This is a genomic window from Hyphomicrobium sp. MC1, from assembly GCF_000253295.1.
Lineage (GTDB): Bacteria > Pseudomonadota > Alphaproteobacteria > Rhizobiales > Hyphomicrobiaceae > Hyphomicrobium_B.
In genome coordinates, this window is the sequence record NC_015717.1 from 4,121,626 (window position 1) to 4,136,059 (window position 14,434).

Consider the following 14,434-nt stretch of genomic DNA (forward strand, 5'->3'; position numbering starts at 1 on the left):
TGCAGTGACTTTCCTGAGAGTGATGATTTTTGAATTATGATACCTATTTCAAAGTGTGTTCAAGGCCAAATTCAGGGCAGTTGGTGCAAATATAAGCAGCACGCGCGCGAATAAATGTTTCATAGAAAGTCGTCGTCTCACGCCGATTGCGCTGCAGCCAACCGCGCTCTTTGACCGATAGAATAACCCAAAAAAGAAAGCGAACGCAGATGACTTGCTCTGCGTTCGCTCCGATGAAATGCGTTGACCGATTATCGACCCTGAAGCGGCCTATTGCCGAATGGTCCGCATAAAATTGCGATAAAGCATTTCGGCATCCGCAGCGAAATTCGCGGTGTGGGGTTTAGCAGCTTCAGCCATGCGCGGCAGTGCACCAGGTCCATGCGTGCGTTCCAGCGCTTGCGCGTAAGCCGGGATATTTCCCCAGTCGTCGATCGTGTTGTCTTCGATTTCGACGTGATACTGCATGCTCCATGCCGTCTTGCCGACACGCATCGCCTGGCAAGGACAAATGTCCGATTTGGCAAGCACAACGGCGCCTTCAGGCGGCTGCGCAACGCGCACGGAGTGCCACTGAACAGCTTTGAATTCCTTAGGCAGATTGCCGAACACCGGATCGCTTTCGGCTTCCGTCGTCAGGGCGACATCGAGAATGCCAATTTCAGGCGGACGTTGCGGTCCGCATGTGCCTCCCAGGGCATCGGCCAGGAGCTGATGTCCGAGGCAAAGCCCCATGAAGGGTTTTTCCAATTCGCGAACCCATCGGCGGATCGCGCGCTTTTCATCGACAAGCCACGGGCATTCATCGACATCCCAGACGTCCATTGGGCCGCCCATCACCCAAAGCGCATCGTAGTTTTCAAGCGCCGGAATCGCAGCTCCTTCGTCGAGTTCGACGGCATCCCAAGCGATGCCGTCGGCGGCGAAGAATTTGCGAAAGATGCCTGGATGCTCACAAGCGATGTGCTGAAAAACAAGAAAGCGCACGTTTCCCCCTATTCCCTGTTCATGTACGTCATGATCGACCGGCCGACGACGCCAGGGCGCAAATATACGATGTGAACTCATCCGTCATCAGCGCTTCGATGCCCCTGGTTATTGGATGCCAGAGCTTCACAGGCCCGAACAAACGCGAAATTCCCCATATATTTCATATATGTCGCATAACCGTCATGGACATGGGGCAATGGTGAGAGGCGCGTTGAAGGGAACTCGATTTCGAAGCTGCTCTGTGGCGCAATTCGATAGCAAGCCGAGGCTCTCATGCTTGATGAAGTCCGTTCCGAAACTGCGTCCGGGTCGGGGATTGCACCACGCGCTTCAGCCGACACCCGCATCGGACAGTTCCGGCAGATCCTGATATGGCCGGTCGAGTTGATGCCGCCCAATCCTGAGCCGTCTCATCATGACTTCGCGGCGATCCTTTCGAAGCTCGGCCCCGACAATCCGTGGAAAGAGGTCGATGACGAGTTCACGTGCGATCCGAAAGATTTTCAGGAGCGTCACTACAATGAGTTCGTGACCTTCCTGCCGCCGGTCCAGCGCTTCCTTTACGGCGGACGAATTGGCAGATCGCCGGGATCGGTGTCATCGGAAAGTCCGGTCAAAACCTTCCGGCGTACCGATGTAGCGGCCGTGAGCGTGCAGCTCACGCCCGGCGCTGCCCCGATCGAACTCAAGGTGGCTCACGTCGATTTGTATTTCTTCTTCGAAATCGATGTCGCGATCCTGGCGTTAGAGCTTTATTCCGAAGACATCGGACTCTCCGACGTTCAAGACGTGATGTTCCGACTGGGACGAACGCATCCAGCCTATTGGGAGAAGGACACGGGCGTTGCCGGACATTGCCCAGTGAAGGTCGAATTTCTTTCAAGCCATGGTGACGTCCTGGCCGCCTCCGATTATGAGGATCGCGACAAGTTTCTGGCGCAGGTTTGCGCGAAGCGCGCGGCCCGCGTTGCTGCGCATTGGCAATATCTGCTGCATCCGCTGGTGCCGCATCATTCCGATCACCCGGGTGCGTTGCGCTACAAGCAGCTCGAATATTATCGCATGCCGCAAATGGCGCTTATTGCCGTGAAAGCCGGCAGCGAGCTGACGCGCGCCGATTACGTCCGCCTCGCTTTTGCATCCGGTCCAGGCGACTGCTCGGAGTTGCCATTCTCCCAGCGCCACCTTGAAGATTTCGAAGAGCGGTATTGCTACGATCGTTACTTCGGACAGCACAACGAGATTGAGTGGCCGCAGAGCCGTTATATGTCGTGCGGTCATGCCCTTGTCGTGACGGGCAGCGCCGACAACCCATTCTTCGTCGACCCCAACCATGGCTGCCTCAACAGCTTCCGGCATGAGCACTTCCTCGTCTTTCTGATCGCGCACTTCCACAAGGCATCGCTGCTGATGTTCTCCGATCATCTGACCGGAGCGATGAGCCGTCTCGATGCTAACAACAAGAGCGCGATTCTTGCGTTCAGAGCAGCGTCCCGGCGGGCGCTGCAAACCTTCCTGCGCTTCACGCATCGCTACTGGTTTCACTCGGTCAGCAATCAGACGCAGGCACACGATATTTTTGCATTGTGCCGCCGCCATCTCGATATTGACCGCCTCTACGACGACATTCGGCAGGAAATTCAGGAGATGAGCGAGTTCCTGGAAAACGAGGCTATGCGCCGTCAGAGCGATACCGTTACGCGACTGACCGTTGTTACGACGCTCGGACTTGTCGGCACCACCGTCACCGGCTTTCTCGGTATGAACCTGCTCGATTGGGCCAATCAATCGACGCCATGGCGATTGGTGGCATTTTCTGCAGTGCTTGTGCCGACCATCCTGCTGACGCTGATTACAATCGCTAAATCGCGCGCCTTGTCGGACATGATGGAATCGCTGTCCGACGGCTCGGCGAACTGGTTTCCCAGGCTTCGCCGTAAGACGCGCATTTGAACGGGGAATGTCAGAGGGACGTCGCTTCCATCATCTAGGCAATGGACAAGCGCATCTTTCGCTTAGAGGGGACGACTTCAATATGGTGCCGAAGCAGATTCTTTTGCGCGCATGCTTGTGCCTTGCGGTGCTTCTCAGCATCGCGCCGGCCCACGCCGATGCACCAAAGCACAACGTCATTCTTTTCGTTCCCGACGGCTTGCGGCGGAAGATCGTCACATCTGAGACGGCGCCGACGTTTGCCGATGTGCGCGACAAGGGCGTAAACTTCGTCAACAGCCACTCGTTGTTTCCGACGTTCACGATGCCAAATTCCAGTGGCATGGCGACAGGACATTACCTCGGCGATACCGGTGTGTTCGGCAACGTCATGTATGCCGGTTTTATCATTCGCTCGGCAAAGTCGGCGCGGTTGTCGTTCATCGAAAGCGATGGCGTTATCGGTGACATCGACGACCACTTCGGCGGCAATTTCATCGACGAAGAGACCATCTTGCACGTTGCCCATCGCTCCGGCTTCAACACGGCCGCAATCGGCAAGATCGGCCCGACGGCCGTATTCGATCACACCTCGCGCGGTGGCGCCGAAAGCGTCATCATCGACGATGCGACGGGTAGATCGGTCGGAATTCCGCTCGCTCCTTGGGTCAGCGAAGGTCTAAAGGCGTACGGGCTGCCGACCGAAGCTCCAAGCCGTCTGACCAACAAAGACCATGGCGATTTCAAAACGCCGGGCACAAAAGACGCCAACATCGTCCAGCAAGGTTATTTCGTGCAGGCATTGACGAAAGTTGTGCTGCCGAAATTCAAGGTGGACGGCAAGCCGTTCGTCATCGTGTTCTGGTCGCGCGATCCGGACGGGACGCAGCACAATCAAGGCGACAGCTTCCTGCGGCTGGAACCGGGCATTAACGGTCCGACGTCGATGGCGGCCATCAGCAATGCTGATTCCAATCTGGCCATGATCCGGCGCACGCTCGATCGGCTCGGGCTCGCTGATACGACAAACATCATCATCTCGTCGGACCACGGCTTCTCGACGATCTCGAAGCAGAGCCAAACGAGCGAAGCTGCGAAGGCCACCTACCCGAATGTGCCGCCTTCGCTGTTGCCGCCTGGGTTCCTCGCAATCGACCTCGCGAAAGCACTCGATATGCCGCTTTATGATCCGGACGAAGGCAATGCCAATGTCGCGCAGGGAACGCATCCGGTCGATGGCAATGGCTACATCGGCAAGGATCCGAATGCTCCGAACGTGATCGTCGCGGCCAACGGCGGTTCGGATCTCATCTATATTCCGAGCGGCGACCGGGAGCTCGTTCAAAAGACGGTCGACGCGCTGATGGCGCAAGATTACGTCAGCGGCATCTTCGTCGAAGATGACCTCGGCAGCTTTGCGGGAACACTGCCGCTGAGCGCTGTCAATCTCAAAGGCGCGGCACTGATGCTCAGACCCTCGATCGTCGTCAACTTCAAGAGCTTCTCGACCGGTTGCTCGGAGCCGACGACGTGCGCGGTGGTGGTCTCCGATACCGAATTGCAGCAGGGCCAGGGCATGCACGGCAGCTTCAACCGGGGCGATACCGAGAACTTCATGGCGGCGATCGGCCCTGATTTCAAAGAGGGCTTTGTCGACGAGGCGCCGGCCAGCAATGCCGACGTCGGCAAGACGATCATTGCGATCCTTGGATTGCTGCCCACGAGCCATGGAAAATTGGTCGGCAGGCCGCTCATCGAAGCGTTTCCGAACGGTGCGACGCCACAGTGGGAGCGCAAGACGCTGGCGTCAGCGCCATCTCCTTCAGGCCTCCGCACGATCCTGAATTATCAGGTTGCGGGCGATACGAAATATTTCGACGCCGCCGGCTTTCCCGGACGAACGGTCGGCTTGCGCCCTGAGGCAACCATCGCCGACACCCATAAGTGAACGCATCTGAAACGCCCGGCCTTGCAAGCCGCGATAGGGTCCGCTTCAGACTGGGCTCTGAACTTCCTGGTTCAGATCTTATTTGGTGACTGCGAGTTCGCGGTTCTGCTCGGCGACGCTCATGTCGTTGCCGCGCCAGACGAAGGTGTCTCCCACCCAGCCCTCGACCCAGAGCACCGGCAAAAGCGCATCACGCAGTAGCCACGTGAATGGCGAATGCCACCGCAGATGCCAGCCCGCAACGTGCGCCAGCAAAACTTCGGCGCCCAACCAAATCGACAGCAACCCTGTGAGCGCCATTAACGGATCAACGTCGAAGGCCGTTGCGGCGACGGCGGCAGCTGCGGCAGGCAGAGTGCAGCCGGAAAGTATTTCCGGCGCATAGAACAACGGGAACGTTGCGCGGCGCAGTCGCGCCCAGCGCACTTGCCGATCCCAGACTTGAGCTCTGGTTCGCAGGCCCAGGGGCTGCTCGAACGGTCGATCGACGAGCCGGACGTCAAGACCATGAGAGCGCACGATCTTGGTGGCGGCAGCGTCTTCGGCGATCTCGGCGCCCAATGCTTCGATGCCACCAGCATCGTCGAGGATATCGCGGCGCCAAAGCATCGACTTGCCCTGAGCAAATCCGAATCCGATCGTATCGGCCGCGCTTTGCCAGCGAGCCTGATAGGTGTTGAGGAATGCGCATTCGAGTTCAGCCCAGAAGCCGATCGGTCGACTTCCGATGGGCGGCGAACAGACGAGGCCCACACCCGGCGTGAAACTCTGGAACAGATCGTCGAGGTAGTGCGCAGGCATCAGGACGTTGTTGTCCGCCAGAACGATCCACCGATGGCGTGCGGCGGCCCATCCTTTGACGATGTTGTTGAGCTTAGGATTGCTGGTAGGCCGATCATCGCCGATCAGCAGACGGGCTTGGATATGCGGGTATTCGGCGATCAGCTTGCGAACAAGCGGTACGGCCGCATCATCCTCGCGAGCGGCGCAAAATATAACCTCATAGTCCGAGGCTTTCAGTTCGAACGTCGAACGCAATGTCATTTCATCGAAATGATCGACACCGCAAACCGGACGAACGATGCTGACCGGCTCAACATTTGTCGCGCGCAATCGGCTGCGTGGCGCCGAAACGCGGTAGAGTGTCAAGGCGACAGTCAAAAGGTGGGTGGACACCGCCAAGATGCAGAAGACAAGAGCCGCCGTCGTCACGAGATCGGCCATAGCTCCTCCGTCGACAAGAATGAACCCGCTGCATTTCAAGATTCATTGAAACATTGACGACGGTTGCACGACAATTCTGCGACATCCAATAAGAATGCCCTAAAGTTGTAGCTCATCCACACTTTTGTCGCGTGAACTGCGAACAGTCTGCGCGCTGCAAGATTTATGATTTCGGCGGGTTGGCCATGCGGCGCACAGCAGTGGTCGACAAGTAGGCGCCAACAAAGGCCGCTGCACAAAGGCCGATCACACCGGGCAAGCCGTCATTCAAGTTGGCAGCCAAAAGCCCTTCGTAGGCGATCGCCGCGCCGATAACGCCGCCGATCGCTGCGATAACAGTGTTGGACACGCCGCGAAGCGACAAACCGTAGAGAATGCCCACAATCAGGCCCGGATACATCGAAGGCCAGAAATGATCGTCCATGATTCCCCTCCCAGGCTTCACCAGCCTGCAGCTAACACCCGCGCCGCCAGGAAGGGGTTGATACCAGTCAATGACGGCCGGGACGATATGGCCGCGCAGACGACGTCTGGTCGCGGTTGATCTCAACTCGGAGAAAAGGAGACCGGCAGCGCCGAGTTGGCACCGCCGGTCTCAAGTCCTGTTCGCGGAAACAGCGATCAGGTCCAGGGAGCGAAAAAACATTACGGTCCGAGCTTCAGAATCCGCCTAGAAATCGGGCGATGGGCCGACGGGCGCGAGTTCGGACAGGGGCTCCGGCAACGGTTCATCGCGTGACGCTGCGACGATCAACGAGGGCCTTTCGTTGCCACGAACGCGAGTTCCCGGCCGGTGGCGCGAGAAATCTTGCTCATGCTCTGGTGCAACGATGCGATATCGCTTTTCCGTCATAGCCCGACACCTCTCGCAGCAGCTGCCCGGCCTCGAAACTGGCGCCGGGCCGATGCGTGCGCGATAGCTGCTCTTTCTGCCAGAAACGGATTGGCGAAGCGGCGTCCCTCAAGGGCGTCGTATGCCGCCAAAGCTGAGTGAAAGAGGTATTCGCGTTCTCCGTCCTCGCGAATGACTAGACCGGCTTGATCGTCTCCAACTTCGATGACGTATGATTTTGACATGTCTTTTTGTGCGCCGGCAGTGGCCAGCGTCCTCTGAACGATTGCGATTGGGGAATAAAAACGCAGGTTTCGGAGCGGTTTTGCGCGCTCAACAGCGGCAGAGACAACAGCTCATCCGACAACCGACGTTCATCGTCGTTTCGCGAGGAGAAAGACAGTCAAGGTTCGTCTGTTTCATAGCGGTCTCCAGTGGCGGAGCCCACGAGTGCGTCGTGGAGCTTAGCGTTTGATGACGCGGCGCAAGTCTCATCGAAATCACCGCGGCGAGCACGCCAATCGTGCCCGCAAGAGCCATAAGACGCTGTTCGGCACGCCGGATCAAATAAGAAGACGTGCATTGCTTAGAACCGTGCCGATGAATAAGCGCCATGCACGGAGCTTGCGACTTTTTTTCAGCATCGAGCTTGGCGTCATAACGCAATGATATAGCGCGGTTTTACCAACCCGTCAGAATGCAGCCCGTTAGCCGGAAATATAGGCTGGCGGTGTTCGCCGTTTGGTGGAATATCGTCCCTGTGGGATACGAGGGATTGCGACTATGAAGATCTGTATGATTGGAGCGGGCTACGTCGGTCTTGTTTCGGCGGCGTGCTTTTCCGATTTCGGCTGGACGGTCACCTGCGTCGACAAAGATCCGGACCGGCTGGCAGATCTCAAAGCTGGGCGCTCCCCGATCTATGAACCCGGCCTCGATGATCTCATGGAGCGAAATATCAAGGCCGGACGCCTGCTATTTACGGACAAGCTGGGTCCGGCTGTCGCCGACGCCGATGTCGTCTTTCTGGCTGTCGGCACGCCGATGCGCCGGGGCGACGGATACGCCGATCTCTCCTATGTCTTCACGGCCGTCGAGGAAGCAGCGCCGTACCTTCAAGACTTCACTGTCGTGACGACGAAATCGACGGTGCCCGTCGGAACGAGTCGCGAAATCGAACGGCGTCTCAAAGCCAAGCGGCCGGACGCCGACGTGGCCGTCTGCTCCAATCCGGAATTCTTGCGCGAGGGATCGGCGATCCAGGACTTCACACATCCCGATCGCGTTCTGGTCGGGACCGACGACGAGCGTGCGCGCGAGGTTATGGGACGCCTCTATAAGCCTCTGGCGCTGCGGGGTTCGTCCGTCATGTTCGTCGAACGCGAATCGGCTGAACTCGCGAAATACGCGGCGAACGCCTTCCTGGCGCTCAAGATCAGCTTCATCAACGAAATTGCCGATCTGTGCGAGAGCGTGGGAGCCGACGTGCAGGAGGTTGCATCGGCTATCGGCAAGGACCGTCGCATTGGCGATAAGTTCCTGCATCCGGGGCCGGGTTATGGCGGGTCCTGCTTCCCGAAAGACGTCTCGGCGTTGATCCGAACTGCGCGGGAATTCAAGGCGCCGGTCTCCATCATCGAGCAGGTCGAACGTGTCAATCATGAGCGCAAGCTGGCGATGGCCATCCGTATCGAGGAATCCGCCGGTGGATCAGTGCGCGGCAAGACGATTGCGGTGCTTGGGCTGACGTTCAAACCCAATACCGACGACATGCGCGATGCACCAAGCCTTGTCATCGTGCCGATGTTGCAGGAGCGTGGCGCAACGATCAGAGCGTGCGATCCGCAAGGACGCCGCCAAGCGGAGCCTCTGCTTCCGGGCATCACCTGGTGTGAGAACGCGAACGAGGCGGCCGAAGGCGCCGACATCCTGGTGGTCGTCACCGAATGGAACGAGTACCGCGCACTCAATCTTGAGGCCATCAAAGCGCGCATGACCGGCAATACCATCGTTGACCTCAGAAACGCGATCGACGCCGAAACGGCGCGTAGCCTCGGCTTCAATTATTCCGGCATCGGCCGAGGGAACGCCGCAGCCGAGATATCCGAACCGCAGCCGCGACCGCTGTCTGCGGACCTGCATTCCGCACAAGCCGCAAAATAGGCGCCCCGGCGTCCGACGCGCCTTGAGTTGCGGATGTCACTCTCCGCGATCGGCTGAGTCATCCCATTGACGCGGCCGGAATTTCCGGAATTTTTGTATTTTTCTCCGCTGTCCGTGATCCGATGACGACCTCGCGCAAGCTTCGGGTAGGAAGCTCGCCCCAAAGCGCGAGGGGTCTCTTTTCATGGCTGCGACGAAAACCGCTGCTCAGGGTGGCATCGATTTAGGCTTGGGTCAGCGCGATGCCGGCCTGGCTGTCGGCATCGTCGGCATCCTGACCATTCTCTTTCTGCCGCTCCCTGCCTTCATGATGGACCTGGGGTTGGCGCTTTCGATTGCGCTGGCCATTGTCATCTTGATGGTTTCGTTGTGGATACGACGTCCGCTGGAGTTCTCGGCGTTTCCGACGATTCTTCTTATCGCGACGCTGCTGCGATTGTCGCTCAACGTTGCGACGACCCGGCTTATTCTTTCGCAGGGCGCCGAGGGGCCGGGCGCGGCCGGACACGTGATCGCCGGTTTCGCTCAGTTCGTCATGGGCGGCAATTTCGTTATCGGCATCATCGTCTTCATCATTCTGGTAACGGTGAATTTCGTCGTCATCACCAAGGGCGCAACGCGTATCGCCGAAGTCGGCGCTCGTTTCACCCTCGACTCGCTGCCCGGCAAGCAGATGGCCGTCGACGCCGACTTGTCGTCTGGCTCGATCGACGAAAAAGAAGCCATCCGCCGACGCAAGGAACTGGAAGAGGAAAGCCAGTTTTTTGGCGCCATGGACGGCGCTTCGAAGTTCGTGCGCGGTGATGCCATCGCTGGCCTCATCATTACGGCCGTCAATATCTTCGGCGGTATCATCATCGGCATAACGCAACACGACATGCCGTTTGAAAACGCCGTCGATACCTTCGTCAAGTTGTCCGTCGGCGACGGCCTCGTCACGCAGATGCCGGCTCTCATCGTTTCGCTCGCGGCCGGCCTTCTGGTCTCAAAAGGCGCGACACAGGGATCGACAGAAGGCGTCATCGTCAGCCAGCTCGGCAACTATCCGCGCGCGCTGATGGTGGCTGGCGGCGTCATGTCCATCCTCGCGTTGGCGCCAGGTCTGCCGCTGCTGCCGTTTGCAGCCATCGGTGGTCTGCTTACCTTTATCAGCGTGGGGCAGCTACGACAGAAAGCAGCCGCGGAGCGCACTGCGGAGCAGGCGAAAGACGCTGCACAGGTCCCGTCGGCCGATGAGCAATCGAGGCAATCCATCCGGGATCAGCTCAAGACCACCGAAATCGAGATCTGCTTTGGCAAGCAAATCTCAACGGTTCTTATGCGTCCGACCGGCGACCTGCCGCAGCGCGTCGCCAAGATGCGTCGGAAGTTCGCGAAGCAATATGGGTTCGTCGTTCCGGAAATCCGTCTCTCGGAAGACCTGTCTGTGCCGACGAAAAGCTATCAGATCAAAGTTCACGGCACGGTCGTCGCAAGCGCCGAGCTTCGTCTCGGCGACGTGCTTGTCGTCGTCGGCGATGGTCCGAAGCCGGAAGCCCCAGGTGACGAGACGCGCGAACCGGCGTTCGGCATGAAGGCCTTCTGGATTCCGGATATATTCACCAACGCGCTTAAACGCGATGGCTTCGTGCCGGTTGAAAATACATCGGTGTTGCTGACGCACGTGGCGGAAGTCATCCGCAACAGCCTCGCGCAGCTGTTCTCATATCGTGATCTCCGGGCGCTGCTCGAGCGCCTCGATCCGGAATATCGCAAGCTGCTCGATGAAATCTGCCCGACGCAAATCTCATATTCCGGACTGCAGAGCGTTCTTAAAATGCTCCTCGCCGAACGCGTTTCGATCCGGAATCTGCATCTCATCCTCGAAGCCGTCGCCGAGATCGCGCCGTTTACGCGCAAGGCCGAGCAGATCTCCGAGCATGTTCGCATGCGGCTTTCGACGCAGATTTGCGGCGATCTCAGCGAAGGCAACTATCTCAAGGTCGTGCGCCTTGGGAACAAATGGGAACTCGCGTTCCATCAGGCATTGAAGCGCGACGCCAAAGGCGAAGTCGTCGAATTCGATATCGAGCCGCGTCTGATCGAGCAATTTGGAACAGATTTGGCTCGCGTCGTACAGCCGCTCATGGATGCCGGACATCAATTCGTGCTCGTGACCGCGGCCGAAACGCGTCCATATGTTCATACCGTTACCGAGCGCCTCTACGGCACGCTGCCTGTTCTTTCGCATTTGGAAATCAGCCGGGGCGTCCAGATCCAGTCGCTCGGCGCGATCTCATGACGGAACTGACGCATCAAACGCTGCTCGTTCCGTTTATCGTATTCTGCCGTGTCGGCGCTTGTTTCATGGTCTTGCCCGGCATTTCGAGCGAGCGCATTCCAGTGCAGCTTCGTCTCTTCGCGGCGATCGCTGTCGCGCTTGCGATAACGCCCTTGGTGTTTGACGTGGTCCAGCCGGCCGCGACGGAAACGTCCGGCAATCTCCTTTCGTTGATCGGCATCGAAACTCTGACCGGCATTCTTCTGGGCTTCCTTGTGCGCGTTCTATTCCTAGCGCTCGAGTTTGCGGCGACGGCGATGGCAAACCTTGCGGGCTATGGCTCGATCTTCTCGCATTCCGTCGACAACAACGATCCCTCGTCACCCTTCAGCTCAATGGTGACGATGCCGGCCGTGGCTCTGTTCTTTATGACGGACCAGCACATCAACGTCATTCGCATGCTGCAGAACTCATATGTCGGGCTCAAAGTCGGCACGGCGATTGCCTCGCCCCCCAACCTGCAATTGATCGTCTCGAATATCGATACGGCCTTCCGCCTCACGATTCAGCTCAGCGCGGCACTCGTCGTCTATTCGATCACGGTCAATTTGGCTTTCGGCTTCCTGAACAAGATGGTGCCGCAGATCCCGATCTACTTCGTGTCTACGCCGTTCGTCCTGCTCGGTGGTCTCGTTATTCTTCTGCAGATCGACAAATCCGTATTGGAAATTTTCGCATCCCTCGTCTCTCAAGCTATCCAGAATATCGGTCAATATGGCTAGATCATCGAGCAAAGTACGCCGTCTCGTTGATCTCTTTCGCGATCTCGAGACGACAGAGCGAGCCAAGGTCGGCGAGTTAGCGCGGCAGGTCAACGATTTGCGCTCGGCGCAGGACGCTTTGCTGGCGCGGGTCGCCAATCCGACGCCCGAAACCGAACCGTTCCTGGCACTCATGTCGCGTAGCATCGGCAATATGGACCGGCGCCTGCAGCGCCTCGCGAGGGAGCACGAGGCTGCCGTCCGCCGCTATGCGCAAGCGGCTGGCCGCACCCACGGCGCATCTGAGTTACTTGCCGATGTTCGCGCCGAAGAAGAACGCAAATCCGAACAAAAAGACCTCGAAGCTTTGCTCGAATTCCAGCAATCGCTCGCCGCGCAAGGCCGGTGTAAGTCTCCGCGTTCAACCTGATACCGTCGCACACATTCCAACGATGATTTTATGTCGAGCATCCCACCCGTTTCAGCAGCAGATCAGGCTATTTGGGCCGCGAAACAGAGCGTTCGGCTGACGTCGGCGAACAATGGCCAGACTGCGACTTCGTCGACCCAAGTCCCGCCGAACGACGCACGGCAGAAAAAGCTCAAGGAAGTGGGCCAGCAATTCGAGGCGCTCTATCTCCGACAGATGCTTGAGGAATGGCTGCCGAAGGATTCCGAAGCGTTGTTTGGGGAAGGCACTGCGGGTTCGATATGGCGTTCCATGCTGGCAGACCATATGGCGACGACGCTGTCCAAATCGGGGACGATCGGAATTGCTCAAATGATAATGAAGCACGAGCCTGATGGCTCGAAAGGAAAGTAGATATGGGCACGCTCATTGCAAATGATAAAGCCGGCTCTTCTCAGTTTCCGGCTGGCGGCGCGGCCCGCACGAATAACCAGGCCCGGGGCGACCGGCGCAATGCGCCACAACATCAGCCGCCGATGCACGATGCCGACGCCGCACGCGCCGTCGTCTTTGCAGTACTTAATCGCATCGAAGGGTATGTCGAAGAAGAGACGGTCGCCCTCGACAAGGCGCCCAATTTCGACCTCAAGACATCAAACGATCGCAAGAGCCAGGGCCTCGTGGATCTCAATCATGCGATGCGGCGCTTGAAAAGCGACGACATCAATGAAGATCTTGAATTGCGATTGCAGGTCTTTCGCGGCAAGCTCGCCGTCAATCTTCGGAAGATCCGCCTGCATCTTGATGCCGTTAAAGAAATCACGGCAATGCTGTCCGATGCGATCCAGAACGCCGAATCGGATGGCACATATACGCGCAATATCGGACCGATGCGGAGTAGCCCGTGATCCGATCGCTGGTCCTTGCACTCATCACCTGTCTGTCGACAATCGGCGGCCTTTATGGCGCGATGTCGTGGAAGGCTGCGGCAAAGGCCGCGAGCACGAACACCGAGCAAGGCCAATATCAAATGATGCGCACGCGCATGGTCAGCGTGCCGTTGCTGTCGAACGGCGAGGTCCTTGGTTACATCGTGACGCGCCTGCAATTCCTCGCCGACACAAGCCTCTTGAAGATCAGCACGGTGCAGCCTGAGGCCTTCGTGGCGGACGAAGCATTCCGACAAATCTACGAGAAAGCGCCGGAAGACATGAAGAGCGGGCGCAAACAAGTGATCAACGACCTCGCCAACAACGTGGCCGCCGGCGCGAACAAGCGCATGGGGCGCGATGTCGTTAAAGACGTAATGATTGATAGTTGGGCCTATCTCTCCAAACAAGACATGATGAGAAAACTATGACAGCCATTGATACTGATTTCGGCTTCGATGCCGTTTTCCGGAAGTCTGCTGCCGAACTCAAAGTCCGTCTCACGCGCGACGTCGAGCTTGGGATCAAACCGCAATCGGTTCGACGGCGCGGCACTCTCGCCGCATTCTCTGTTTTTGCCGGACTTGGCGCGCTTTCGGTTGGCATCTTTATTATCGGCTGCTCGGCTCTTCGGTCCGATTCGCCGGAAATCTGGATTCACCGATTGATGGCGCTTGCGATCGTGCAGAGCATCTTGATCGCTGCCGTTTCGATGAAAATTCTCCCGGTTCTCGAGCGCGGCCGTTCGCTGACGAAGGTTAGCGCAACGCCTCGGAGGGCACCGGCCCTCGAACCGCCTCGCATGTCGCCGATGCCAATGCCGACACCGCCGCCCCTGCCGTCGCCGCCCAAAGCTGTTGTTGGCGGCCAGCTCGCAGGACGCGAATTTCTTGAATACGGCGACGGTTCGATCGAGATCGACACGCTCGTCGGGCGTCGCCGCTTCGCCTCGCTTGACGCTGCCCGGGAATTCGTCGGCGCCTAGC

The 14,434-nt window shown here is 58.3% G+C and carries 16 protein-coding genes; 11 read left to right on the plus strand and 5 right to left on the minus strand.

Annotated features, from left to right (window positions below):
- Positions 1 to 270 precede the first annotated feature (270 nt).
- A complete protein-coding gene (locus HYPMC_RS19810) occupies positions 271 to 987 on the minus strand; it encodes a type 1 glutamine amidotransferase (protein WP_013949887.1) in 717 nt (238 codons plus the stop codon).
- A gap of 276 nt (positions 988 to 1,263) precedes the next feature.
- On the opposite strand from HYPMC_RS19810, the gene HYPMC_RS19815 reads away from it, so the two are divergent.
- Entirely contained in the window at positions 1,264 to 2,943 is a 1,680-nt protein-coding gene (locus HYPMC_RS19815) for a CorA family divalent cation transporter (protein ID WP_013949888.1), read from the plus strand.
- Between the two features lie 82 nt (positions 2,944 to 3,025).
- On the plus strand, positions 3,026 to 4,870 hold the full coding sequence (locus HYPMC_RS19820; protein WP_013949889.1) for an alkaline phosphatase family protein: 1,845 nt from the start codon (positions 3,026 to 3,028) through the stop codon (positions 4,868 to 4,870).
- Positions 4,871 to 4,948: 78 nt separating this feature from the next.
- On the opposite strand, the gene HYPMC_RS19825 is transcribed toward HYPMC_RS19820, so the two are convergent.
- The 4 genes from HYPMC_RS19825 to HYPMC_RS23905 form a co-directional block, all read right to left on the minus strand.
- On the minus strand, positions 4,949 to 6,094 hold the full coding sequence (locus tag HYPMC_RS19825; protein WP_013949890.1) for a ceramide glucosyltransferase: 1,146 nt from the start codon (positions 6,092 to 6,094) through the stop codon (positions 4,949 to 4,951).
- Between the two features lie 163 nt (positions 6,095 to 6,257).
- Positions 6,258 to 6,518 carry a hypothetical protein gene (locus HYPMC_RS19830; RefSeq protein WP_013949892.1) on the minus strand — a complete coding sequence of 87 codons (261 nt, stop codon included), beginning with the start codon at positions 6,516 to 6,518 and terminating at the stop codon, positions 6,258 to 6,260.
- 246 nt (positions 6,519 to 6,764) lie between these two features.
- Positions 6,765 to 6,947 (minus strand): hypothetical protein, encoded by a 183-nt coding sequence (locus HYPMC_RS19835; RefSeq protein ID WP_024276532.1) that lies wholly within the window; start codon positions 6,945 to 6,947, stop codon positions 6,765 to 6,767.
- Complete coding sequence (locus HYPMC_RS23905; protein ID WP_013949893.1) at positions 6,944 to 7,171, minus strand: hypothetical protein; 228 nt, start codon at positions 7,169 to 7,171, stop codon at positions 6,944 to 6,946. The genes HYPMC_RS19835 and HYPMC_RS23905 overlap by 4 nt, the downstream gene beginning before the upstream one ends.
- Positions 7,172 to 7,400: 229 nt before the next feature.
- On the opposite strand from HYPMC_RS23905, the gene HYPMC_RS24375 reads away from it, so the two are divergent.
- The 9 genes from HYPMC_RS24375 (at position 7,401) to HYPMC_RS19875 (ending at position 14,433) form a co-directional block, all read left to right on the plus strand.
- Positions 7,401 to 7,595 carry a hypothetical protein gene (locus HYPMC_RS24375; protein WP_157135480.1) on the plus strand — a complete coding sequence of 65 codons (195 nt, stop codon included), beginning with the start codon at positions 7,401 to 7,403 and terminating at the stop codon, positions 7,593 to 7,595.
- Positions 7,596 to 7,691: 96 nt separating this feature from the next.
- Positions 7,692 to 9,089: a UDP-glucose/GDP-mannose dehydrogenase family protein gene (locus HYPMC_RS19840; RefSeq protein ID WP_371199600.1), complete on the plus strand. Its 1,398-nt coding sequence runs from the start codon at positions 7,692 to 7,694 to the stop codon at positions 9,087 to 9,089.
- A 184-nt stretch (positions 9,090 to 9,273) separates the two neighbouring features.
- Entirely contained in the window at positions 9,274 to 11,370 is a 2,097-nt protein-coding gene (gene flhA, locus HYPMC_RS19845; protein WP_013949896.1) for a flagellar biosynthesis protein FlhA, read from the plus strand.
- Positions 11,367 to 12,131 carry a flagellar biosynthetic protein FliR gene (locus HYPMC_RS19850; RefSeq protein ID WP_013949897.1) on the plus strand — a complete coding sequence of 255 codons (765 nt, stop codon included), beginning with the start codon at positions 11,367 to 11,369 and terminating at the stop codon, positions 12,129 to 12,131. The genes flhA and HYPMC_RS19850 overlap by 4 nt, the downstream gene beginning before the upstream one ends.
- Entirely contained in the window at positions 12,124 to 12,540 is a 417-nt protein-coding gene (locus HYPMC_RS19855; RefSeq protein ID WP_013949898.1) for a hypothetical protein, read from the plus strand. Before HYPMC_RS19850 ends, HYPMC_RS19855 begins: the two co-directional genes overlap by 8 nt.
- Before the next feature lie 30 nt (positions 12,541 to 12,570).
- Positions 12,571 to 12,933: a rod-binding protein gene (locus tag HYPMC_RS19860; protein ID WP_013949899.1), complete on the plus strand. Its 363-nt coding sequence runs from the start codon at positions 12,571 to 12,573 to the stop codon at positions 12,931 to 12,933.
- 2 nt (positions 12,934 to 12,935) lie between these two features.
- On the plus strand, positions 12,936 to 13,427 hold the full coding sequence (locus HYPMC_RS19865; RefSeq protein ID WP_013949900.1) for a hypothetical protein: 492 nt from the start codon (positions 12,936 to 12,938) through the stop codon (positions 13,425 to 13,427).
- Positions 13,424 to 13,879: a hypothetical protein gene (locus HYPMC_RS19870; protein WP_013949901.1), complete on the plus strand. Its 456-nt coding sequence runs from the start codon at positions 13,424 to 13,426 to the stop codon at positions 13,877 to 13,879. The genes HYPMC_RS19865 and HYPMC_RS19870 overlap by 4 nt, the downstream gene beginning before the upstream one ends.
- Positions 13,876 to 14,433, plus strand: coding sequence for a hypothetical protein (locus HYPMC_RS19875; RefSeq protein ID WP_013949902.1), 558 nt, complete (start codon positions 13,876 to 13,878; stop codon positions 14,431 to 14,433). The genes HYPMC_RS19870 and HYPMC_RS19875 overlap by 4 nt, the downstream gene beginning before the upstream one ends.
- Position 14,434 lies beyond the last annotated feature (1 nt).